At 70.3% G+C, this 22,547-nt stretch carries 22 protein-coding genes; 14 read left to right on the plus strand and 8 right to left on the minus strand.

The window, feature by feature from the left end:
• Nucleotides 1-1,344 (plus strand): alpha/beta fold hydrolase, encoded by a 1,344-nt coding sequence (locus ACIHAD_RS10165; protein WP_397354037.1) that lies wholly within the window; start codon nucleotides 1-3, stop codon nucleotides 1,342-1,344.
• 43 nt (nucleotides 1,345-1,387) lie between these two features.
• Nucleotides 1,388-1,990 (plus strand): SIMPL domain-containing protein, encoded by a 603-nt coding sequence (locus ACIHAD_RS10170; RefSeq protein ID WP_397354038.1) that lies wholly within the window; start codon nucleotides 1,388-1,390, stop codon nucleotides 1,988-1,990.
• Between the two features lie 82 nt (nucleotides 1,991-2,072).
• Here the strand turns inward: ACIHAD_RS10170 and nadA are convergent, their stop codons facing one another.
• Nucleotides 2,073-3,230 (minus strand): quinolinate synthase NadA, encoded by a 1,158-nt coding sequence (gene nadA / locus ACIHAD_RS10175; protein WP_397354039.1) that lies wholly within the window; start codon nucleotides 3,228-3,230, stop codon nucleotides 2,073-2,075.
• A 157-nt stretch (nucleotides 3,231-3,387) separates the two neighbouring features.
• Here nadA and erpA point away from each other — a divergent pair, with 157 nt between their 5' ends.
• Both erpA and ACIHAD_RS10185 read left to right on the plus strand, forming a co-directional pair.
• Entirely contained in the window at nucleotides 3,388-3,741 is a 354-nt protein-coding gene (gene erpA, locus ACIHAD_RS10180) for an iron-sulfur cluster insertion protein ErpA (RefSeq protein ID WP_125630793.1), read from the plus strand.
• A gap of 108 nt (nucleotides 3,742-3,849) precedes the next feature.
• Nucleotides 3,850-4,836: a carbohydrate kinase family protein gene (locus tag ACIHAD_RS10185; RefSeq protein ID WP_397354040.1), complete on the plus strand. Its 987-nt coding sequence runs from the start codon at nucleotides 3,850-3,852 to the stop codon at nucleotides 4,834-4,836.
• Between the two features lie 55 nt (nucleotides 4,837-4,891).
• On the opposite strand, the gene ACIHAD_RS10190 is transcribed toward ACIHAD_RS10185, so the two are convergent.
• From ACIHAD_RS10190 to ACIHAD_RS10200, 3 genes are read right to left on the minus strand one after another with little or no spacing between them, the layout of a single operon-like run.
• Nucleotides 4,892-5,320: a CBS domain-containing protein gene (locus ACIHAD_RS10190; protein ID WP_397354041.1), complete on the minus strand. Its 429-nt coding sequence runs from the start codon at nucleotides 5,318-5,320 to the stop codon at nucleotides 4,892-4,894.
• Nucleotides 5,321-5,374: 54 nt separating this feature from the next.
• The gene (locus ACIHAD_RS10195) at nucleotides 5,375-5,620 is read right to left on the minus strand and encodes a sulfurtransferase TusA family protein (RefSeq protein ID WP_397354042.1); all 246 of its coding nucleotides are present in this window, start codon (nucleotides 5,618-5,620) and stop codon (nucleotides 5,375-5,377) included.
• Nucleotides 5,617-6,759, minus strand: a complete 1,143-nt coding sequence (locus ACIHAD_RS10200) for a cysteine desulfurase family protein (protein WP_397354043.1) — start codon at nucleotides 6,757-6,759, stop codon at nucleotides 5,617-5,619. Before ACIHAD_RS10200 ends, ACIHAD_RS10195 begins: the two co-directional genes overlap by 4 nt.
• Before the next feature lie 142 nt (nucleotides 6,760-6,901).
• Between ACIHAD_RS10200 and ACIHAD_RS10205 the strand changes: the two genes are divergently transcribed.
• The 4 genes from ACIHAD_RS10205 (at nucleotide 6,902) to ACIHAD_RS10220 (ending at nucleotide 11,146) form a co-directional block, all read left to right on the plus strand.
• Nucleotides 6,902-7,735, plus strand: coding sequence for a cytochrome c oxidase subunit II (locus ACIHAD_RS10205; RefSeq protein ID WP_397354044.1), 834 nt, complete (start codon nucleotides 6,902-6,904; stop codon nucleotides 7,733-7,735).
• Nucleotides 7,732-9,393 carry a cytochrome c oxidase subunit I gene (gene ctaD, locus ACIHAD_RS10210; RefSeq protein ID WP_397354045.1) on the plus strand — a complete coding sequence of 554 codons (1,662 nt, stop codon included), beginning with the start codon at nucleotides 7,732-7,734 and terminating at the stop codon, nucleotides 9,391-9,393. The genes ACIHAD_RS10205 and ctaD overlap by 4 nt, the downstream gene beginning before the upstream one ends.
• Nucleotides 9,393-9,806, plus strand: coding sequence for a cytochrome c oxidase subunit 4 (locus ACIHAD_RS10215; protein WP_352353336.1), 414 nt, complete (start codon nucleotides 9,393-9,395; stop codon nucleotides 9,804-9,806). Before ctaD ends, ACIHAD_RS10215 begins: the two co-directional genes overlap by 1 nt.
• Before the next feature lie 140 nt (nucleotides 9,807-9,946).
• A complete protein-coding gene (locus tag ACIHAD_RS10220) occupies nucleotides 9,947-11,146 on the plus strand; it encodes an Ig-like domain-containing protein (protein ID WP_397354046.1) in 1,200 nt (399 codons plus the stop codon).
• Between the two features lie 108 nt (nucleotides 11,147-11,254).
• On the opposite strand, the gene trpD is transcribed toward ACIHAD_RS10220, so the two are convergent.
• Together trpD and ACIHAD_RS10230 are read right to left on the minus strand one after the other, a co-directional pair.
• A complete protein-coding gene (trpD, locus tag ACIHAD_RS10225; RefSeq protein WP_397354047.1) occupies nucleotides 11,255-12,301 on the minus strand; it encodes an anthranilate phosphoribosyltransferase in 1,047 nt (348 codons plus the stop codon).
• A 6-nt stretch (nucleotides 12,302-12,307) separates the two neighbouring features.
• Nucleotides 12,308-12,706 (minus strand): hypothetical protein, encoded by a 399-nt coding sequence (locus ACIHAD_RS10230; protein WP_397354048.1) that lies wholly within the window; start codon nucleotides 12,704-12,706, stop codon nucleotides 12,308-12,310.
• A gap of 207 nt (nucleotides 12,707-12,913) precedes the next feature.
• Between ACIHAD_RS10230 and ACIHAD_RS10235 the strand changes: the two genes are divergently transcribed.
• The 4 genes from ACIHAD_RS10235 to ACIHAD_RS10250 are packed head-to-tail and all read left to right on the plus strand — an operon-like array spanning nucleotide 12,914 to nucleotide 17,146.
• A complete protein-coding gene (locus ACIHAD_RS10235) occupies nucleotides 12,914-13,564 on the plus strand; it encodes a heme-copper oxidase subunit III (protein WP_357967700.1) in 651 nt (216 codons plus the stop codon).
• A 14-nt stretch (nucleotides 13,565-13,578) separates the two neighbouring features.
• The gene (locus tag ACIHAD_RS10240; RefSeq protein ID WP_397354049.1) at nucleotides 13,579-14,388 is read left to right on the plus strand and encodes a c-type cytochrome; all 810 of its coding nucleotides are present in this window, start codon (nucleotides 13,579-13,581) and stop codon (nucleotides 14,386-14,388) included.
• Nucleotides 14,385-15,500 (plus strand): Rieske 2Fe-2S domain-containing protein, encoded by a 1,116-nt coding sequence (locus tag ACIHAD_RS10245; RefSeq protein WP_397354050.1) that lies wholly within the window; start codon nucleotides 14,385-14,387, stop codon nucleotides 15,498-15,500. Before ACIHAD_RS10240 ends, ACIHAD_RS10245 begins: the two co-directional genes overlap by 4 nt.
• Entirely contained in the window at nucleotides 15,497-17,146 is a 1,650-nt protein-coding gene (locus tag ACIHAD_RS10250) for a cytochrome bc complex cytochrome b subunit (protein WP_397354051.1), read from the plus strand. The genes ACIHAD_RS10245 and ACIHAD_RS10250 overlap by 4 nt, the downstream gene beginning before the upstream one ends.
• Nucleotides 17,147-17,361: 215 nt before the next feature.
• On the opposite strand, the gene ACIHAD_RS10255 is transcribed toward ACIHAD_RS10250, so the two are convergent.
• Nucleotides 17,362-17,649, minus strand: a complete 288-nt coding sequence (locus tag ACIHAD_RS10255; RefSeq protein ID WP_397354052.1) for an Lrp/AsnC family transcriptional regulator — start codon at nucleotides 17,647-17,649, stop codon at nucleotides 17,362-17,364.
• Between the two features lie 17 nt (nucleotides 17,650-17,666).
• Nucleotides 17,667-19,391, minus strand: a complete 1,725-nt coding sequence (locus tag ACIHAD_RS10260) for a DEDD exonuclease domain-containing protein (protein WP_397354053.1) — start codon at nucleotides 19,389-19,391, stop codon at nucleotides 17,667-17,669.
• Between the two features lie 160 nt (nucleotides 19,392-19,551).
• Between ACIHAD_RS10260 and ACIHAD_RS10265 the strand changes: the two genes are divergently transcribed.
• Nucleotides 19,552-21,057: a serine/threonine-protein kinase gene (locus tag ACIHAD_RS10265; RefSeq protein WP_397354054.1), complete on the plus strand. Its 1,506-nt coding sequence runs from the start codon at nucleotides 19,552-19,554 to the stop codon at nucleotides 21,055-21,057.
• Nucleotides 21,047-22,486, plus strand: coding sequence for a serine/threonine-protein kinase (locus ACIHAD_RS10270; protein ID WP_397354055.1), 1,440 nt, complete (start codon nucleotides 21,047-21,049; stop codon nucleotides 22,484-22,486). Before ACIHAD_RS10265 ends, ACIHAD_RS10270 begins: the two co-directional genes overlap by 11 nt.
• Nucleotides 22,487-22,547 lie beyond the last annotated feature (61 nt).

Consider the following 22,547-nt stretch of genomic DNA (forward strand, 5'->3'; position numbering starts at 1 on the left):
GTGGAGCGAAGGTTGTTCATCGCCGCGGCATCGGCGCTCATCGTGGCTGCCGTGCTGTACAGCGCGTGGATCACCGGCCAGTTCACCACGCCCGCCGTGGACAGGACCGACGGCTACGTCAGCGAGCTGGCCGCCCGCGACCAGCCCTGGACGCGCCTGTTCCGGGTCAGCGACGTGCTGTCCGGGCTGGCCTTCCTGACCGCCGTGGCGACCCTGCCGAGGGTGGCGCGTGAGTGGGCGGGCTGGCTCGCGCTGGCCGCGTTCGGGCTGCTGACGGTCGTCTCCGGCCTGGTCCCGCTCGACTGCGCTGCGCTCAGCGACCCCACCTGCCGTGGCGACGGGGTCTCCCACCGGCTCCACATGGTGGCCGGCGCGCTGGCCACGACGGCCTTGCTGACCGGCATGGCGCTGCTGTCGGCGCGCTGGCGCTCGTGGGTGTCGTGGCTGTTCACCGGCCTGAACGCGGGGGCCGCCGGGCTCATGCTGGCCGCCCTGGCCGCCGGGCGGCTGGCCGGCGTCGCGCACCGGATCCAGCTCACGATGGTCGCCGTCTGGGTGGTGTACGTGGCGCTCAGGCTGCTCGTCCACGACGGCGACGAGGCCCCCTGCGGCCCCCCGCACGTCGTCGACCAGGGCGCGGGCCCCGGCGTGCTCGTCACGGCGGGCCTCGGCGGCGCCTGGTTCCATTGGGACGCCGTGGCCGCCGGGCTGGCCGCCTGCCACCGGGTCGTCCGCTTCGACCGGCCGGGGCTCGGTCTCAGCCCTCCCGCGACCGACCGGCCCACCCTGTACGCCGAGGTGGCCCGGCTGGCCGCGCTGGCCCCCTCGCACCCGTCCCGGGTCACCCTGGTCGCGCACGGCCTGTCCTGCTGGCACGCCGAGGCCTTCGCCCGGCTGCACCCGTTGTGCGTGGCCAAGCTCGTCCTGGTGGACCCGAGCCCGCCGCCCGGACGCCGGCCGCTCGCGCTCGCCGCCGTCCTGGGCGCGTGGCTGCCCGCGCTGGGCGGCACGTGGGGCGCGAACGTGCTGGCCCGCCTGGCCGGGCCGCCGGCGCACCGCCTGGTCACGGGCACGGGCGACCCCTTCGGCGTGTACCGCATGGGCAAGGTGCCCGCGGCGGTGGCGGGGGAGTGGCTGGCCCGCCGCGACATGGCCGCCGACCTCCGCAGCATCAGGGCCGGTCACCCCTTTCCCGACATCCCGGTCACCGTGCTCGGCGCCGGAGCCCGGGACGCCCGTCAGGAGCGCCTGGCGTGCTACCTCGACGCCAAGCTCGTCCTCCTGCCCGGCCAGGGGCGCCGGATCGAGCTGGACGCCCCAGGGGCGATCGTGGACGCCGTGTGACACGGCCGTAGGATCGAGGCGAACCCAGTCGAGGGGGGCAGGCGTGGACATCTCCGTCGTCGGTGAGGGCAGCGTGCAGGCCGCGCCCGACGTCCTGCGGTTGCTGGCGGGCGTCGAGGTGCGCAGGCCGTCGGCGTCCGAGGCGTTCACGGCGGTCAGGGCCGCCGCGGCCCGGCTGGCCGACGCACTGGCCGGAGCGGGCGTCGCGGCCCACGACGTGCGCACGGTCGAGCTCTCCCTGGGCCCCGAGTACGAGGTCTACCCGAACATCTCCGCCTACCGGGCGGCCCAGGGCGTCGAGGTGGTCGTCAGGGACCTGTCGCGGGCCGACGCCGTCATCGACACGGTCGCCGGCGTGGGCGAGGAGGCCCGGCTCAACGGCGTGGCCTTCGAGCTGTCCGACCCGGCGGCGGTCCTCGGCCAGGCCAGGACGAGAGCTTTCAGGGACGCCGCCGCCAAGGCCGCCCAGTACGCCGAGCTGGCCGGACGCCTGCTCGGCCCGGTCGTGTCGATCTCCGAGGAGATCCGGGGCGGCGGCCCGCAGCCGCTGGTCACGATGGCCGCGGCGGCCGACGGCGGCTCCTCGGTCAGCCCCGGCCGCCAGACCCTGACGGTCGACGTGCGCGTCGGCTACGACTTCGCGTAGCCGTGCCGGCCCGCGGCGAGGGCGGGCGCTCCTCGCCGCGGGCCGTCCCTCCCCGTGGGGGAGGGCGCCGTGGGGGAGGGCGTTACGGGAGGGCAAGCATGCGGTCCAGGGCGACCCTGGCCCAGTGGGCGGTGTCCTCGTCCACCGTGATCCGGTTGACGACGTCGCCCAGGACGAGCGACTCCAGCGCCCACACCAGGTGCGGCAGGTCGATCCGGTTCATGGTGGAGCAGTAGCAGACCGTCCGGTCCAGGAACGACACGTTCTTGTCGGGGAACATGGCGGCCAGCCGCTTGACCAGGTTGAGCTCGGTGCCGACGGCCCAGCTCGAACCGGCGGGAGAGGCCTGGAGGGTCTTGATGATGTGCTCGGTCGAGCCCACGTGGTCGGCCTTGAGCACCACCTCGTGCCGGCACTCGGGGTGGACGAGCACGTTCACGCCGGGGATGCGCGCGCGTACGTCGTCGACGGACTCGGCCGTGAAGCGGCCGTGCACCGAGCAGTGGCCCTTCCACAGGATCATCCGCGCCCGGTCGAGCTGCTCGCGGGTCAGCCCGCCGCCGGGGCGGTGGGGGTTCCAGACCACGCAGTCCTCCAGCGACATGCCCATCTCCAGGACCGCCGTGTTGCGCCCGAGGTGCTGGTCGGGCAGGAACAAGACCTTGCGGCCCTGCTCGAACGCCCAGTCGAGGGCCCTCCTGGCGTTGGAGGAGGTGCACACCACGCCGCCGTTGCGCCCGCAGAACGCCTTGATGTCGGCGCTGGAGTTCATGTACGTGACGGGGACCACCTCGCCGGCCAGACCGGCGTCCTCAAGGGCCTCCCAGCACTCCTCCACCTGATCGAACGTGGCCATGTCGGCCATGGAGCACCCGGCGGCGAGGTCGGGCAGCACCACCTTCTGGGCGTCGCCGGTCAGGATGTCGGCGGACTCGGCCATGAAGTGCACGCCGCAGAAGACGATGAACTCCGCCTCGGGCCGCGCCGCGGCCTGCTGGGCGAGCTTGAAGGAGTCGCCCGTCACGTCGGCGAACTGGATGACCTCGTCGCGCTGGTAGTGGTGGCCCAGCACGAACAGGCGGTCGCCCAGCGCCTCCTTGGCCTTGCGGGCGCGTTCGACCAGGTCAGGGTCGGACGCGGGCGGCAGCTCGCCGGGGCAGTCGACGCCCTTCTCGCTGTGCGGATCGGCGCCCTGCCCGAGGACGAAGAGCGGCAGCCCAGTCTGGGTGGCCATCGCCATACCCCCTTATCGTCGTTTTGACGATACTCACTATGACACACGGACGAACGTGGTTATTCCGGGGGTAGGGGACCCGGGAATGTGTGGCATGGGCGAGGTGTTGGTAGCGTCATCAGTAGGACGTCGGAATCAGACAGCCGGGTTAGGGAGTCAGCAGATGACGGTTGAGAGCAGCGAGACCACGACGCAGGGCCTGATCCTGACTGACGCGGCCGCCGCGAAGGTCAAGAGCCTGCTGGAGCAGCAGGGCGAGGAGGGGCTGCAGCTGAGGGTCGCCGTGCAGCCGGGTGGTTGCTCCGGCCTGCGCTACCAGCTCTTCTTCGACGACCGTTCCATGGACGGTGACGTGGTGACGGACTTCGGTGGTGTCAGCGTGGTCACCGACCGCATGAGCGCCCCCTACCTGCTGGGCGCCAGCATCGACTTCGTCGACACGATCGAGAAGCAGGGCTTCACCATCGACAACCCCAACGCCACCGGCTCCTGCGCCTGTGGCGACTCGTTCAACTAAGGGGTCACGGCTTCGGCTCGTGGGGTCCCGCCCGCCTTTGTGCGAGCGGGACCTTCGCGTATTCTCGTGGGGCTCATTGGCCTGCTGACAACGAGGAAGAAGAATCCCGTGCGCATCGCCGTAACCGGCTCCATCGCGACAGACCACCTGATGACGTTCCCAGGAAGCTTCGGCGATCAGCTCATCGCCGAGCAGCTCGACCGGGTGTCGCTCTCGTTCCTGGTGGACGACCTTCAGATCCGTCGCGGCGGCTGCGCGGCCAACATCGCCTTCGGCATGGGCTGCCTCGGCCTCAAGCCGATCCTGGTGGGGGCCGTCGGCAACGACTTCGCCGACTACCGCTCCTGGCTGGAGCGCCACGGCGTCGACTGCGAGTCCGTGCACATCTCCGAGACGCGGCACACCGCGCGCTTCCTGTGCACCACCGACGAGCACCACAACCAGATCGCCTCCTTCTACACCGGGGCGATGGCCGAGGCGCGGCTGATCGAGCTGCAGCCGGTCTCCGCCCGGCTCGGCGGGATCGACCTGGTGCTGATCAGCCCCAACGACCCCGACGCGATGCTGCGGCACACCGACGAATGCCGCCAGCGCGGCATCCCCTTCGCCGCCGACATCTCCCAGCAGCTCGCCCGCATGGAGGACGAGCAGATCAGGCAGCTCGTCGACGGCGCCGCCTACCTGTTCTCCAACGACTACGAGAAGGGGCTCATCGAGCAGAAGACCGGCTGGTCCGACGAGGAGATCCTCGACCGGGTCGGCGTCCGGATCACCACGCTCGGCCCCAAGGGCGCGGTCATCGACCGCAAGGGCGAGCCCTCCATCCAGGTCGCCCCGGCCCCCGAGCGGGGCAAGGCCGACCCCACGGGCGTCGGCGACGCCTTCCGCGCCGGCTTCCTGTCCGGCCTGGCCTGGGGCCTGCCGCTGGAGCGCTGCGGTCAGATCGGCAACCTCACGGCCACGCACGTGCTGGAGCGCGTCGGCGGCCAGGAGTACGAGCTGGGCCAGAAGGTCTTCCTGGAGCGCTTCACGGCCGCCTACGGCGCCGAGGCCGCGGCCGAGATCGCCGGCCACGTGCGCTGCTACCACCCCTGACAGCCGTACGCCCCGCCCGCCGTCCGGCGCGGCGGGGCGATCCCCGGTATGGGTGTCAGCGGTTGGCGTACACCCGGTGCACGAACTCGGCGAGCTGGTCGTCGGGCAGATGCCGGGCGAGGTCGGCCTCGCTGATCATGCCGACGATGCGGTCGCCCTCCAGCACGGGCAGCCGCTTGATCTGGTTCTGCTCCATGCGCGACAGCGCCTCCTGCACGGTGGCGTCCGCCGGCACCCAGACCAGGCCGGTCGCCAGCTCGCCCGCCGTCACCTGCGCGGGGTCATGACCGGCCGCGATGCACTTGATCACGATGTCGCGGTCGGTGATGATGCCCGACACGCGGTCGTCGGGCCCGCACACGGGCAGCGCGCCCACGTTGCTGTTGCGCATCATCTGCGCCGCCCGGTCGAGCGTCTCGTGCGTGGCGATGCACTCCGCGCCCGTGCTCATCACGTCGCGGGCGGTCTCGTTCCCCTTGGCCATGGTTACCCCCGAATGGTCGATGTCCCGTCAGGGGAGGGCCCTACCCACAAACCGTCAGTAGTTGCGCATCACGTGGATGGCCCAGCCGCCCGTGGGCAACTCGTACGAGGCCACGTGGCGGTGGGACTTCAACCGGCACCACGCCGGCACGTCGGTGTAGGCCGCCGGGTCGTCGGCCAGCACGGCCACCACGGCGTTGAGTGGCACGTGGTTGATCTGCTCGGCGAGCATGATGATCGGGATCGGGCACTTCTTCCCGAGCGCGTCGATCGTCAACGACGGCTGAGTTACCTCGGTCATGCGACTCCTGCGTCGTGCCGGATGCGGCGCACCAGATCGGGCAGCACGGCCAGGAACCGGTCGACCTCGGCCGCGGACGTGCCCCTGGGCAGCGACACCCGGACATTCCCATGCGTCAGCACGCCCATCGCTTCGAGGACGTGCGATGGACGAAGCGTACTAGCGGTGCACGAGCTTCCGGACGATACGGCGAATCCGGCCTTGTCCAACTCGGTGAGCAGCGCCTCGCCGTCGACGTAGAGACAGGAGAACGTCACGATGTGGGGCGCCCGGCCGACCGGGTCGCCGATCACCTCCACGTCCGGCACGACCTTCGGGACGGTCTGCCTGATCCTGGCGACGAGCGTGGACAGCCGCGCCTGCTCCTGGGCCGCCTCGGCGCTCATCGCGCGCAGCGCCGCCGCCGCGGCCACGATGCCCGGCACGTTCTCGAAGCCCGGGACCCGCCGCCGCTCGCGCTCGTCCTCGGGCAGGAACGAGCGGAAGCGCGTGCCCTTGCGCACCGCCAGCACGCCCACCCCGGCCGGACCGCCCCACTTGTGGGCGCTCGCGGTCAGCACCGACCAGCCGGGCGGGATCGGCATGCGGCCCGCGGTCTGGGCCGCGTCGACCAGCAGCGGCACCCCGTGGGCCCGGCACGCGGCGGCGGCCTCGGCGACCGGCTGGACCGTGCCGACCTCGTGGTTGGCCGTCTGCAGGCAGGCCAGCGCGGTGCCGGGAGCCGCGACCGCCCGCGCGAACGCGTCGAGGTCGACCCGGCCTTCCAGGCCCACGCCCACGGTCTCGACCGTGCCGCCGTCGCGTTCGTGCACACCGGCCGCGTGCAGCACGCTGGAGTGCTCGACCGCGCTGGTGACCAGATGACGCCCGACCCTGCGCCTGCCGTGTAGGGTGCCGAGCACGCCGAGATGCGCGGCCTGCGTGCCGGACGAGGTGAACGACACCTCGTCGGGGCGCGCGCCGAGCGCCTCGGCCACCTCCGTGCGGGCCTGTTCCAGCAGCAGGTGAGCGCGGCGGGCCTGGGTGTACAGTCTCGCGGGGTCGGCCCAGCCGACGTCGATCGCCGCCAGCAGCGCCTCGCGTGCCTGAGGGTGCAGCGGCTCGCTCGAGGCCGCGTCGAAATACGCCACGAGACTCATCGTCCCACTGACGGCGCCATCGAGGGGTCGCGCGGTAGGGCGGGACACCTGCACGCTAATGTGTCTGCAATCAGCTGTGCATTTGGAAATACGAGCACCCAAGGGAAAGACTCTTGGGCTTCATCTGTGGGGTAGGCGATCCGTGAGTCCGACTCGCCGTACGACGCGGCGTTCGTTGGCCCGGCGCAGGGTGCCGCGCGCCGCCGCTTTGGCGTTGCTGCTGGCCACTGCTACGGCGTGTGCTAATGACGTTCCCAAGTTCGACTGGTCCAACGGCCTGCTGCCCGAGGGCGTGACCGAGCAGGCCGAGGTCGTTCAGCATCTGTGGAACGGGGCCTGGATCGCCGCACTCGCCACGGGCGTCGTCGTCATCGTCCTGATCGTCTGGGCAGCGATCTTCCACCGCAAGCGCAAGGGGAAGGCCGAACTGCCGCCCCAGGTGCGCTACAACCTGCCGATCGAGATCCTCTACACGGTGATCCCGCTCGTCATGGTTTCGGTGTTCTTCTTCTTCACCGCCCGCGACAGCAAGGCCCTCACGGAGGTCGCAGGCGACGCGCCCGTCAAGGTCAAGGTCGAGGCTTACCAGTGGAGCTGGCGCTTCACCACGACCTACAACGGCAAGACGATGCAGCCCGTGGCCGGCATGCCGGTGCACGACTACCGGGAGGGCCCTCAGCTGGTCCTGCCGACGAACACCAAGGTCGAGTTCGACCTGTCGACCGACGACGTGATCCACTCGTTCTGGGTGCCCGAGTTCCTGTTCAAGCGGGACATCCTCCCCGGCATCCCGGAGGGCAACCCCGGGCGCAAGTTCGAGATCAAGACCCTCGGCGACGACCGCGCGGGCATCTACGCCGGCCGATGCGCCGAGCTGTGCGGCGTCGACCACAGCCGGATGTTGTTCAAGGTGAAGCTCGTCAAGCAGGCTGAGTTCGACCAGTACATCGCGACCCAGGCTGGAAGTGCCCAGTGACCGCCATCCAAGAACCGCTTCGCGCACCGGTCCGGCCCGTCACCAAGGGCCAGATCATCGCCAAGTGGCTGTCCTCGACTGATCACAAGATCATCGGACACATGTACCTGATCACGTCGTTCGCCTTCTTCCTGATCGGCGGCGTCATGGCGCTGATCATGAGGGCCGAGCTGGCGCAGCCCGGGCTGCAGATCACCAGCAACGAGCAGTTCAACCAGCTGTTCACCATGCACGGCACGATCATGCTGCTGATGTTCGCGACGCCGCTGTTCGCCGGCTTCGCCAACGAGCTGATGCCGCTCCAGATCGGCGCCCCCGACGTGGCCTTCCCGCGTCTGAACATGGTCAGCTACTGGCTCTACCTGTTCGGCAGCGTCATCGCCGTGTCCGGCTTCCTCACGCCGGGCGGCGCGGCCTCCTTCGGCTGGTTCGCCTACACGCCGCTGTCGAACGCGATCCACTCGCCCGGCATCGGCGGCGACCTGTGGATCATGGGCCTGGCCCTGTCGGGTCTCGGCACGATCCTCGGCTCGGTGAACTTCATCACCACGATCATCTGCATGCGCGCGCCCGGCATGACCATGTTCCGCATGCCGATCTTCACCTGGAACGTCCTGCTGACCAGCATGCTCGTGCTGATGGCCTTCCCCGTGCTGGCCGCCGCGCTGCTGGCCCTGGAGGCCGACCGCAAGCTCGGCACGCACATCTTCGACCCGGCCAACGGCGGGCCGATCCTGTGGCAACACCTGTTCTGGTTCTTCGGCCATCCAGAGGTGTACATCATCGCGTTGCCGTTCTTCGGCATCGTGACCGAGGTCCTGCCGGTCTTCAGCCGTAAGCCGATCTTCGGCTACATCGGCCTGGTCGGCGCCACCATCGCGATCGCCGGTCTGTCCATCACGGTCTGGGCGCACCACATGTTCCCGACCGGGCAGGTCCTGCTGCCGTTCTTCTCGTTCATGACGTTCCTCATCGCGGTGCCGACGGGCGTGAAGTTCTTCAACTGGATCGGCACGATGTGGCGGGGTCACCTGTCGTTCGAGTCGCCGATGTTGTTCTCGGTCGGCTTCCTGATCACGTTCCTGCTCGGTGGCCTGACCGGCGTCATCCTGGCCTCGCCGCCGCTCGACTTCCACATCAGCGACACCTACTTCGTCGTCGCCCACTTCCACTACGTGGTCTTCGGCACGGTCGTGTTCGCCATGTTCGCCGGCTTCTACTTCTGGTGGCCCAAGTTCACCGGCAAGATGCTCGACGACAAGCTGGGCAAGCTGCACTTCTGGTTGCTGTTCATCGGCTTCCACACCACCTTCCTCGTCCAGCACTGGCTGGGCATGGTCGGCTTCCCGCGCCGTTACGCCGACTACAGCGCGGCCGACGGCTTCACCGACCTGAACATGATCTCGTCGGTCGGCGCGTTCATCCTGGGCGCCTCGACGCTGCCGTTCTTCTACAACGTCTGGAAGACCTGGCGTTCGGCGCCCAAGGTCACCGTCGACGACCCCTGGGGCTACGGCGGCTCGCTCGAATGGGCGACCTCCTGCCCGCCGCCGCGGCACAACTTCACCTCGCTGCCGCGGATCCGGTCCGAGCGTCCGGCGTTCGACCTGCACTACCCGCACATGTCCGCCAAGTCCGCCCAGGAGGTGGAGGCCTGATGAAGGTCCAGGGTTGGCTGTTCCTGCTGTGCGGCCTGTTCTTCGCCGGTGTCGACGTCGGCTACTGGTTCTGGACCAAGGCCGCGACCGGCCACGGTGAGCCCGTGGGCACCACCGCCATGGCGATCTCGGTCGGCTTCGCGTTCATGGTGGGCTACTACCTGATGTTCACCGCGCGGCGCATCGGCGCCCAGCCGGAGGACGACAAGCAGGCCGACATCAGCGACGGCGCCGGCGAGATCGGCTTCTTCAGCCCGAGCAGCTGGTGGCCGCTGTTCCTGTGCCTGGCGGCGGCCTTCGCCTTCGCCGGGTTCGTGATCGGGTTCTGGATGTTCCTGATCGGCGTGTTCCTGATCATCATGGCCATGATCGGGTTCGTGTTCCAGTACTACCGGGGCAACTTCTCGCACTGAGAAGCACCCCGAAGCGGGCGTCCTTCCCATAGGGGAGGACGCCCGCTTTTTCGTGTTCTTTACCAGGTGGCGGATGTCGTGAATAGATCACTCAGGGTAATAAGGGAGGAGAAGGTTGGATCTTGGGCGAGGGGGCACTCGTGAGACGCGTGGCGAATGGATCGGCCGGCCTGCTGGCCTTGGCGCTGCTCACGGCGTGCTCGCTGAGCGGCGCGGCCAACGAGACGAAGGAGCTGACCGCCGTCGAGCGGCAGCCGGCGGTGGCGGTCACGCCGCGGGACAAGGCCGTGAACGTGGCCACCGACCAGGCCGTGGTGGTGGCCGCCCACGGCGGCACGCTCAAGAGCGTACGGGTGGACGGCGGCAAGGCGGGCCGGCTGAAAGGCGTCCTGAGCAGCGACGGCACCCGCTGGCGCAGCACCACCACCGCCCGGCCCAGCGCCGGCTACACGGTCACCGCCGTCAGCGTGGACGCGTCGGGCAAGCAGAGCGAGACCACCAGCACGTTCACCACGGTCAAGGGCGACAAGACGTTCGACATCCAGACGGTCACCCCCAACAAGGACGACACCGGGCTGACGGTCGGCATCGGCATGCCCGTCATGATCGCCTTCGACAAGCCCGTGAGCGACCGGGTGGCCGTCGAGCGCAACCTCACCATCCGCAGCTCCAAGCCGGTGGACGGGGCCTGGCACTGGTTCGACGACAGCCATGTGGACTTCCGGCCGGAGGAGTACTGGCCGGCGTACACGAAGGTGCGGCTGGAGGCGAAGCTGGCCGGGGTGCGCGGCGGCCCGGGCCTGTACGGCAAGCGCGACGTCACCCTCGACTTCAAGATCGGCCGCTCCCAGATCACCAGGGGCACCACCGACGAGCACGTGCTGACGGTCCGCCGGGACGGCAAGCGCATCCGCACCATGCCGATGAGCGCCGGGCAGGGCGGCCAGTGGAAGTACTACACCACCTCGGGCGTGCACCTGGCGATGTCGAGGGAGCCGGTGACCGTCATGACCTCGCCCGGCATCGGCCCCGGCCAGTCCGGCTACTACCAGCTCACCGTCTACAACACCGTGCGCATCTCCAACAGCGGCGAGTACGTGCACAGCGCGCCCTGGTCGGTCGGCTCGCAGGGCAACTCCAACGTCAGCCACGGCTGTGTGAACGTCAGCCCGGAGAACGCGGCCTGGTTCATCGCGAACACCCTGATCGGGGACCCGATCATCATCACGGGGTCGCCGCGGAAGCTGGAGCCCACCAACGGGTGGGGGCACTGGCAGGAGAACTGGAAGGACTGGCTCAAGTGGAGCACCCTGAAGGACGGCCCCAGCATCACCTTCTGAACGGATGACCGCCGCCCGGCCCTGAGCAGGCCCTGGAGGCGCTGCCGGGGCCTTCGGGCCCCACGTACCGCCAAAAGACGTGAGCGCGCCTCAGGGGCGCGCTCACGGTCACGACGGGCGGCAGGAGCTGCTGACCTCGATCCAGCGGCGCAGCGTGTCGGAGGCCAGGCCGGAGTCGACGGCCTGCGTGGCGCGCTCGTAGCCCTTGAGCATTGCCGAGTCGAGATCGTCGCCGGCGCCGTCGTGGGCGACCAGGGCGGCGGCGGTGTTGAGCAGGACGGCGTCGCGCACCGGCCCCTTCTTGCCGCCCAGCAGGTCGTGCACGGCCTGGGCGTTGAACTGCACGTCGCCACCGCGCAGCGCGCCCGCGTCGGCCCTGGGGATGCCCAGGACCGCCGGGTCGAACCTGGCCTCCTTGGCCGTGCCGTCGCGGACCACCCACACCGTGGAGGTGCCGGTGATGGTCAGCTCGTCGAGCCCGTCGTCGCCGCGGAACACCAGGGCCGACACGCCGCGCTCGGCGAAGACGCCGGCGATGACGGGCAGCATCCGGGCGTCGTAGACGCCGATGGCCTGGGCGCTGGGCCGGGCCGGGTTGGTCAGCGGGCCCAGGAAGTTGAAGACCGTCGGTACGCCGATCTCCTTGCGCGCGGGCCCGGCGAAGCGCAGCGCCGGGTGGTAGACGGGGGCGAAGCAGAAGGCGATGCCCGCCTCGCGGGCCACCCGCGCGGTCTGCTCCGGCGTCAGGTCGAGCCTGATGCCCATGTGCTCCAGGACGTCGGCGGCCCCGCACAGCGAGGACGCCGAGCGGTTGCCGTGCTTGACGACCCTGGCGCCCGCCGCCGCGGCCACGATGGCGGCCATGGTGGAGACGTTGACCGTGTGGGCGCGGTCGCCGCCGGTGCCCACGACGTCGAGGACGGGCCCCTCGACCGACAGCGGGGTGGAGAACTCCAGCATCGTCCGGGCCAGGCCGACCACCTCGGCCACCGTCTCGCCCTTGGCGCGCAGGGCCAGCGCGAAGCCCGCGATCTGGGCGGAGGTGGCATTGCCCGAGAAGATCTCCCGCATCGCCCAGGCCGCCTCGTCGGCCGTCAGATGCTCGCCGGAAAGAAGCGCGGAGAACAGGGCGGGCCAGGTCGTCCGGGAGTCCATGGGCACCTACTTCGCGTTGAGTCGGGTGGCGGAACGGCGGCGCATCAGGTCGGCCACGGTGTCGGCCAGGACCATGGGTTCGATGGGCTGCGGGACGACGGCGTCGGCCTTGGACCAGTCGGCCAGCCAGCGGTCGTCGCGCCTGGCGATGATCAGGCAGACGGGCGGGCAGTCGTAGACCTCGTCCTTGGCCTGACGGGAGACGCCCATGCCGCCGGCGGGCTGGGTCTCGCCGTCGAGGACCGCCACGTCGATCTCGCCGGAGCCGAGCCACTGGTGGACCTTGGGCTCGGTGGCGCACTCGATGATCTCGACGAGGGGCAGATCGGCCGCCGGCCGCCGGCCGATCGCCTGGCGGACCTCGGCCCGGGTGGTGGCGTCGTCGCTGTAGACGAGGACCCTCATCGTGTCGTCGGTGCTCCCAGAGGACGTCACTGTCGCGCTCACTATCGGTCGAAGCTGTATGGTCACCTGGATCGTACCGTTGCGTCGGGATGCAATCCCAGGCCACCGGGTCTGACAGGCGTTTTGTCCCAATTATCCCAGGTTGATGGCCGGTTTGTTCCTCCTAACGGGGGGTCGTTGGCCGGACCGAACACCGGAGCCGCAATAATGCTGCCCGTGGCGACAGCATCCGCAATAACTTCGACGACGACAGCACAGTCGTACCGGCGGCCGAACCTGGTCAGTGTCGGGACGATCGTCTGGCTGTCCTCTGAGCTCATGTTCTTCGCGGCGCTGTTCGCGATGTACTTCACCATCCGGTCGGTGAGCGAGGGGAAGGGCATCGAGTGGGGCCCTGCCTTCCTTCCTGCAGGCGTAGAGGCAGAAGGCGCTCACCTGAACATCCCGTTCGCGACGGTCAACACGATCATCCTGGTCCTGTCGAGTGTGACGTGCCAGCTGGGCGTGTGGGCCGCGGAGAAGGGGCAGGTCGGCAAGCTCCGCTTCTGGTACATCGTCAGCTTCCTGATGGGCGCGGTCTTCGTCGCCGGTCAGCTGTACGAGTACGGCGAGCTGGCGTCAGAGGGCGCGACCCTGTCCGCTAACGCCTACACCTCGGTGTTCTACCTGACGACGGGCTTCCACGGCCTGCACGTGACCGGTGGCCTGATCGCGTTCCTGTTCATGCTGGGACGCACGTACGCCGCGAAGCGCTTTACGCATGAGCAGGCCACCAGCGCGATCGTCGTGTCCTACTACTGGCACTTCGTAGACGTCGTCTGGATCGGTCTTTTCGCGACCATCTACATTATTCGTTAAGGAACGGGATCTCTGTGACTAGGATCACCGCTTGGCGGCGGCATCCCCTCGCGAGATACGCCGTCCTGATTTTGGCGTTGGCGCTGGTCGGGATGGTATACGCCGCCTTTGTCCAGGCGGGTAAGCCTGCCGACGCGGCGCTGGCGGCAGGCAAGGTCGACGACGTGGCCGAGGGCAAGAGCCTGTTCGTGGCCCACTGCTCAAGCTGCCACGGCATGAACGCGGAGGGCACCAACACCGCCCCCACGCTCGTCGGCGTCGGCGCCGCGGCGGTCGACTTCCAGATGAGCACCGGCCGCATGCCCGCCGCCAACCCCGGCCCCCAGGCGCCGCGCAAGCGCCCGGCCGCCTGGGTCGACGAGGAGTCGACCCGGCAGATCGCCGCCTACGTGCAGTCGCTCGGCGGCGGCCCGCAGGTCCCGGGCAAGGAGCAGGTCGACCCGAAGCTCGGCGACGCCGGCAAGGGCGGCGAGCTGTTCCGGGCCAACTGCATCCAGTGCCACAACTGGGCGGGCGCCGGCGGTGCCCTGACGCAGGGCAAGTACGCGCCCAACCTGAACGAGTCGTCGCCGACGCAGATCTACGAGGCGATGGTCACCGGCCCCCAGGCGATGCCGGTCTTCAACGACTCGACGATCACGCCTGAGGAGAAGCGCAGCATGATCGCGTACATCACCCAGGTCCGTGAGCAGAAGGACCCCGGAGGGTTCGGCCTCGGGCGCATCGGCCCGGTCACCGAAGGTCTCGTAGCGTTCGTGGTAGGCATCGCCGCCCTAGCCCTCGCCGCCATCTGGATCACCGCGAAGAAGCGACAGAAGTCATGACAGACAACGAGCACGAGATCGAGCAGCCGGACGAACGCGTGCCCAAGCGCGTCATCGGCACTCCCACGGCGGGCACGTCGATGCTGGGCGCCGCGGAGACGGAAGACGCCGCCGACCGCGACGTCCCGGGCGTGACGCTGCAGGACGAGACCAAGGCCGGCAAGGCCGAGAAGATCGTGGCGCTCTGCTTCACGATCACGTTCCTGGCCGCGATCGCCTTCATCATCTCCTACGTGGTGTTCCAGGTCGGCAGCCCAGAGGCGACGGGGGTCTCCAACCTCGCCCTCGGCGGCACGCTGACCCTCGCCGTCCTCGGCCTCGCGGTCGGCATCGTGATCTGGGTCCGCCAGATCATGCCGAAGTACGCGCTGGTCCAGGAGCGCCACCCGATGGCCTCGGACGAGGCCGACCGCGAGGTCGTCTCCGAGACGTTCCTCCAGGGCGCCAACGAGAGCGGCTTCGTCAAGCGCAAGCTGATGCGCCGCACGCTGCTGCTGGCCGCCGCGCCGCTCGGCCTGGTGCCGCTGGTGCTGCTGCGCGACCTCGACAACTCCAAGATGCCCGGCGCGAAGTTCAACAAGCTGCTGCGCCACACCGTCTGGGGTGAGAAGACCAAGGACGGCAAGCCGCTGCGCCTGGTCGTCGAGGGCACCGGCCAGCCGATCCGCGCGGCCGACTTCAACTCGCCCGGCGGCATCCTGTCCGTGGTGCCCGAGGGCTACCAGCACGACCTCAACGCGCTCGCCAAGGCCACGCTCATCCTGATCAAGTTCCGTCCGGAGGAGCTCAAGAGCGGCGTCAAGCAGAACTGGACGCACGACGGCATCGTCGCCTACTCCAAGATCTGCACGCACGTCGGCTGCCCGGCGGCGCTGTACGAGCAGACCACCCACCACATCCTGTGCCCGTGCCACCAGTCGACGTTCGACGCGGCCGACGGCGCGAAGGTCATCTTCGGCCCGGCCGCCCGGCCGCTGCCGCAGCTGCCCATCACCGTCGACAGCGAGGGCTATCTGATCGCTCAGGGTGACTTCAACGTGCCCGTCGGTCCCAGCTACTGGGAGCGCGGCGACGCCGAGGCCGAGGCCAGGGAGAAGGGAGGCCAGGCATGAGCGACCTGAACGCCGTACCGAAGGCCATCGCCGGGCCGTCGACCTTCCTCGACGAGCGCCTGGGCGGGGCGAACTTCCTCAAGCGCAACCTGCGCAAGATCTTCCCCGACCACTGGTCGTTCCTGCTGGGTGAGATCGCGCTCTACTCGTTCATCATCCTGCTGCTGACCGGTACGTTCCTGACGCTGTGGTTCAAGCCGAGCATGGGCGAGGTCGTCTATGACGGCTCGTACGCGCCGCTCAAGGGCGTCATGATGTCGGAGGCCTACGCGTCGTCGCTGGAGATCAGCTTCGACGTCCGGGGTGGTCTGCTGATGAGGCAGATGCACCACTGGGCGGCCCTGCTCTTCGTGGCCGGCATGACGGTCCACATGCTGCGGGTGTTCTTCACCGGCGCCTACCGCAAGCCGCGCGAGCTCAACTGGATCATCGGCGTGCTGCTGCTGACCCTGGCGCTGGCCGAGGGCCTGACCGGCTACTCCCTCCCCGACGACCTGCTCTCCGGCGCCGGTCTGCGGATCACCGAGGGTGTGGCGATCTCGCTGCCGCTGGTGGGCACGTACATCACGTTCTTCCTGTTCGGCGGGGAGTATCCGGGCGGCGACGTCGTCTCCCGGTTCTACTCGCTGCACATCCTGCTCATCCCGGGCATCCTGCTGGCGCTGGTCTCGGCTCACATGGTGCTCATGTGGGTGCAGAAGCACACGCAGATGCCGGGCAAGGGGCGTACCAACAAGAACGTGGTGGGCGCGCCGTTCTACCCGGCCTTCATGGCCAAGGCGGGCGCGTACTTCCTGTTCACGCTGGCCGTGGTGTCGGGGCTGGCGACGTTCGCGCAGATCAACCCGATCTGGCTGTTCGGGCCGTACACGCCGGCGGACGTGTCCGCCGGTTCGCAGCCCGACTGGTACATGGGCTTCCTCGAAGGCTCGCTGCGGCTCATGCCGCCGTGGGAGTGGAACCTGTTCGGCACGGCCCACGCGGGCACGCTGCCGTTGAGCGTGATCATCCCGGCGCTGGTGCCGATGGGCATCATCATGACCGGTCTCGCGCTCTACCCGTTCCTCGAACGGTGGGTCACCGGCGACAACCGCGAGCACCACGTCGCCGACCGCCCGCGCAACAACCCCCACCGCACCTCGATCGGCATCTCGGCGATGACGTTCTACGGCGTGTTGTGGCTGCTCGGCGCCAACGACGAGATCTCGGCCAACTTCCACATCAGCCTCAACTGGACGACGTACGCGGGCCGGGTGCTGGTCTTCGTCGCTCCGGCGCTGGCCTACATGATCACCTACCGCATCTGCCTCGGCCTGCAGCGCAGCGACGCCGCGGTCATCGGGCACGGTGTGGAGTCCGGTGTCATCAAGCGGCTGCCGCACGGTGAGTTCATCGAGGTGCACACGCCGCCGGCCGACGACATCGAGGCCCACATGCGGGGCAAGGAGGCGGTGGCGGCCCTGCCCGTGGACGAGGACGCCTCCGGCATCCCGCCCAAGGGCATGCGTGGCCCGCTCGGCAAGCTTCGCGGCCGGATGTCCAAGGCGTACGGCGGGGAGAAGATCCCGCTCGACGACGGGCACCACGAGGAGCACGGCGAGCACGCCGCCATCGGTTCCGGCGACGACCGGAGCCTCACCCACTAGGGATGCTCGTGCAGGATCGGCCCGGACGGGGTTCTCCCGTCCGGGCCGCTTCGCGTTCCGGGCTCGTCGCTGAGGGGACGGGCAGGTTCCTGTTCCCGGTCCGCCGACTGAGGGGGCGGGACGGCGGTCGTGCGGCCGGGGCGGGGAAACGCCGCGGGCCCGGCCGGAGGACGGCCGGGCCCGGGGAACGGACGCGAGGGTGGCGGGAAAGCGGGTCAGTCGGTCTCGGCGAAGCCGATCGAGAAGGCGGCGTCGAGGTCGTGCTTGGAATAGGTGCGGAAGGCGATGTGGGTCTCGGTGTGCTCGACGCCGTCGACCTTGTTGACCCGCCCGGGGATGACCTCGGCCACCTCCTCGTAGCGGGCGACCCGGACCATGGCGAGCAGATCCCATTCGCCGGTGATGGAGTAGACCTCGCTGACCCCGTCGATCTCGGCGATCGTCTGGGCGACCTCCGGGATCCGGTCTACCTCGGCCTTGATGTGGACGATTGCCGTGACCATGTATTAACTGTATCCGGTCATCGCAAAGGACGTCCCTCTCGGTCGCGGCGCTGATCAAGGCCGCGATAGGCCAGGTCGATGCGCGCCTTGTGCCGGGCGGCGCCCCGGGCGGGCATCGACCACACGCCGTCGACCTCGACCAGCCGCACGCCCGGCGACTCCAGCCAGCGGAGAACGCACTCGGTCTCCTCGGCGCTGGCCGCGTGGACCGGGCCGGGGCCCGGGATGACGGCCTCCGCCATCGCCTTGAGCGAGGCGACGAAGGGCGTGGGATGGGCGCCCTTCGGCATGACGCCCGCCGCGGCCAGCCGGCCGTAGCGGACCACGTGGATGTCCCAGCCGCCGTCGAAGGCCGGGCTGGCGGCCACGAGCTCGGGGATGCGGGTGATGGCGCTCAGGCGCTGCATGCGGGCCGCCGCCCGGACGAACGCGGCCAGCCGGTCGCGGTCGACGGAGGCCTCCTCGTAGCGCTGCTCGACCGACAGGCGCTCCATGCGGGCCGACACGGCCGTGTAGACGAGCGAGGCGTCGGAGGTCATGGCCCGGCGGGCGCTCTCGACGTGCACCGAGTACTCCTCGGGGCTCTCGTTGCCCGCGCAGGGCGCGCCGCAGCGGCCCATCTCGTGCAGGACGCAGGCGGCCCGGCGGGTGCGCAGGCTGATCGGCTGGGTGCACTGGCGCAGCGGCACGGCCTCGTGCAGGGCGATGCGGGCCTCGTCGGCCACGCGGGAGCTGCTGAACGGGCCGAGGTAGGTGGCGTCGTCGTCCTTCAGCTCGCGCACGATCGACAGGCGGGGGAAGGGGCCCGCGGTGAGCTTGAGCCAGACCACCTTCTCCGGGAAGCGCGAGCGGCGGTTGTAGCGCGGCTTGGCGCCGCCGATCAGCCGCAGCTCCCTGACCTCGGCCTCCAGCGCGGTCGCGCAGACGACGTGGCGCACCCGCTCGGCGATGCCGATCATCTCGCGGATGCGCGGGCGGGTCTCGGCGGCCGTGAAGTAGGAGCGCACGCGGTTGCGCAGGTTGGTGCTCTTGCCGATGTAGAGCACCTCGCCGCGGTCATCCTCGAAGAAGTAGACGCCCGGGGCGTGCGGGACGGACTCGGCCAGGTGGCGCTTGCGCTGCTGCTCGGGCGTGGGGGCGCGGACGAACGACTTCAGCTCTTCGAGGGTGTGCACCTGGAAGGAGCCGGCCCGCTCGATCAGCCCGTGGAGCACGTCGACGGTGGCCCTGGCGTCCTGGAGGGCGCGGTGGCACGGGTCGGTGGGGCTGCGGAAGAACCGGGCGAGGGTGGACAGCTTGGCGTTGGGCGTCTCGTCGCGGGTCAGCACCCGCCGGGCCAGGTCGACGGTGTCGACGACGGGGTTGGCGGGCGGGGGATAACCGTGGGCGGCGCAGGCGGCCTTGACGAAGCGCGTGTCGAAGCTCGCGTTGTGGGCCACCAGCGTGGAGCCCCTGATGAACTCCAGGAAGCTCGGCAGCACCGCCTCGATGCGCGGGGCGGCCATCACCATGGCGTCGGTGATGCCGGTCAGCACCGAGATGAACGGCGGGATCGGCCCACCGGGGTCGACCAGCGTGGAGAACTCGCCCAGCACCTCACCCGCCCGCACCTTGACCGCGCCGATCTCGGTGATCGAGTCTTCGGCCGGCGAGCCGCCGGTGGTCTCCAGGTCGAACACGACGAACGTGACGTCGCTCAGCGGGGTGCCGAGCTCGTCGAGGGTGCCTTGAACCGCGTCCACGTTCCAAGACCATAGAGAGGGGGACCGACAGTTACTCCGGCGGACCACGCCGAAGGGCGTGCCGGACCATGCCGGAGGGGCAGGCGGGAGGGGCGAAGGGCGTGAACGGGAAACGTGCTCGAATAACCATCCTTCTTGATCCTTAGTTACCCTTCCCTTTATGTCCGCGGGAAGACTTGCCGGCCGCTACGCCCTGCTGCGCCCACTCGGCGCCGGCGGCATGGGGAAGGTGTGGCTGGCCAAGGACGAGATGCTCGACCGCGAGGTCGCGGTCAAGGAGCTCACCCTGCCCGAGGGCATCCCGCCCAAGGAGCGCGCCCACGCCGTCACCAGGGCCGTGCGAGAGGCGCAGGCCACCGCCCGGCTGCGCCATCCCGGCATCGTGGCGCTGCACGACGTCATCGTCGAGCACGACCGGCCGTGGCTGGTCATGGAGCTGCTGCGGGGCCGTACGCTGGCCGACACCGTCCGCGAGTTCGGCCCCATGCCGCCCGAGTACGCCGCCCGCGTCGGCGCCGACGTGCTGGAGGCGTTGCTGGCCGCCCACGCCCAGGGGTTGCAGCACCGCGACGTCAAGCCGGGCAACGTGTTCCTGACCGACGGCGGCAGGGTGGTGCTGACCGACTTCGGCATCGCCCGGCAGGAGGGTCAGGCCACGCTCACCGAGCAGGGGCTGATGATCGGCTCGCCCGGCTTCATCGCGCCCGAGCGGCTGGAGGGCGAGCCCGGCGGCCCGGCCAGCGACCTGTGGTCGCTCGGCGCGACCCTGTTCGCCGCCGTGACCGGCGGCAACGCCTACCAGGGCTCGTTCGCCGAGCGGGTCAGGGCGACCGTGACGCAGCCGGTGCCGGTCGCGCCGGGGCCGCTCGGCCCGCTGCTGTCCGCCATGATGGCCCGCCATCCGGACGCCCGTCCCGATCCGCGCAACGCCGTGCACGCGCTCAGGCAGGTGGCCGCGGGTGGCCCGCCGCCGGTGCTGACGGCAGGCGAGCCGGCGACCGCGCCCCGCCGGGTCGGGCGGCGCGGACGCCCGTTGCCGGTGTGGGGCGCGGCCGGGGCCGTGCTCGTCGTCGCCGCCGCGGCCACCGGCTTCCTCCTGCTGCGCGACGACGACGGCGGGACGCCGGCCGCGTTCACCGTGCCGATGGACGTGTGCACCCTGCTCACCCCGCAGGACGTCGGTGGCCTGCTGCGCACCCAGAGCCCGCCCAAGGCCCAGCCGGACAGCGACGAGGTGGGCCCCGAGTGCGGCTGGCCGGCCGCCGGCACCGGCGTGGGCCTGCAGGTGCAGAGGGACTCCGACACCGTCGATCCCTGGTCGATGACCGCCGCCACCGCGCGCACCCTGTTCCAGAACCAGAAGCGCTACTGGGCCAAGTACGACCAGATCGACTGGACCTGGCCGGAGATCGGCGTCAAGACCAACATGCGCTCCACGCGCACCCCCGTCCACGATCTGAAGGGGCTCGGCGAGGAGGCGTTCGCGTTCGAGCTGAAGGGCAGCACGGGACGCGTCCACTCCGCCCATGTCTACTACCGGATCGCCAACCTGGTGGTGGCCGTCCAGTACGCCACCCTGGCCGACAAGCCGACCGACGAGGACGTCCGGCAGGCGGCGATCAAGGCGGCCCGGGCGAGCGAACAGGCGTTGCGCCGTGCGAAGTGACCACTACCTGCTGGCCGGCCGCTACCGGCTGGTCGAGCAGCTCGGGCAGGGCGGCGCGGGCACGGTGTGGCGGGCGCTGGACGAGACGCTCGACCGCGAGGTCGCCGTCAAGCAGGTGCGGGTGCCGCCGGGGCTCAGCCCCCACCAGCGGGCCGAGTTCGCCGGACGCGCCATCCACGAGGCCAGGTCGGCCGGACGGCTGCGCGACCCGGCCATCGTGCTCGTGCACGACGTGGTGCTCGACGGCGACCAGCCGTGGATCATCATGGACCTGGTCACCGGCCGCTCCCTGGACAAGCTGATCAAGGACAACGGCCCGCTGCCGCCGCCGTACGCGGCCCGCATCGGGCTCCAGGTGCTGTCGGCGCTGGAGGTCGCGCACGCCCACGGCATCCTCCACCAGGACGTCAAGCCGGGCAACATCCTGCTCGACGCCGACGGCTCGGCCATGCTGACCGACTTCGGCATCGCCGTCCCCATGGGCGGGCAGGGCGACGGGGTCGGCAGCGGCGGATCGCCCGGCTACATGGCTCCCGAGCGGCTCAACGAGCAGGCGGCGGGCCCGGCGTCCGACCTGTGGTCGCTGGGCGCGAGCCTGTACACCGCCGTGGAGGGGCGGGCGCCGTTCGAGCGGCAGCTTCCCGCGGCGGTCGCGGCGGCGGTGCTGCTGCACGATCCGCCCTTCCCCGCGCGGGCGGGCCGCGAGTTCGGCGGGCTGCTCATGGCGATGCTGGCCAAGGAGCCCGCCGCCCGTCCCACGGCGGCCCGGGTCCGGGAGGTGCTCAGCGGCGCGCCGGTGCGTTCGGGGCCGATCCCCGGGCGCCGCCGCCGGTGGTTGCTGCCGGTGGCCGTCGCGTCCGGCGTCGCGGTGCTGGGCGCGGGCGGCTGGTACGCCGTGGCCGCCGCGCGGCCGGAGACCGGCCGGTACGCCGCCGCCCCCGACCCCTGCCGCCTGCTCAGCGACGCCCATGCCGCCGAGCTGATGGGGGGCGCCGCCCGGCGCAGCGCCACGCGGGACGGCGAGTGCCAGTGGCTCACGGGGCTGGAGGAGCGGCGGGCCCGGCGGATCACCGTCCGCACCTGGATCGAGAGGCCCGACGGCGGCCTCGACGGTCCGCAGGTGGCGTTGCGCCGGTTCACCAGCGAGAAGGGCACCAGGAGCGCGGCCGAGGGCACCCGGGCGCGGACGGCCGTCGGCGAGGTCGGCGACGTCGCGGGGGTGGGGGAGGCGGCGTTCGTGCAGAACCGGTTCGAGCTGCTGATGTCCTCCTCCACGGTCGGCCGGTCCGACAGCACGGTGCTCTTCCGGTCCAGCAACCTGCTCGGCGAGGTGGTCTGGCACCGCGACGAGGTGTCGGTCAAGACGCCGGTCGACAAGGAGACGGCGTTGCGGATCGCCCGGCTGGTCTCCGGGGCGCTGCCACGATGACCGTCCGGCGCTCGGCAAGGGCGTTACCACCATGTCTTCCCGCAAGTCAGGGCAACCTCAG

It is taken from the genome of Nonomuraea sp. NPDC052265, assembly GCF_044547985.1.
Classification (GTDB): domain Bacteria; phylum Actinomycetota; class Actinomycetes; order Streptosporangiales; family Streptosporangiaceae; genus Nonomuraea.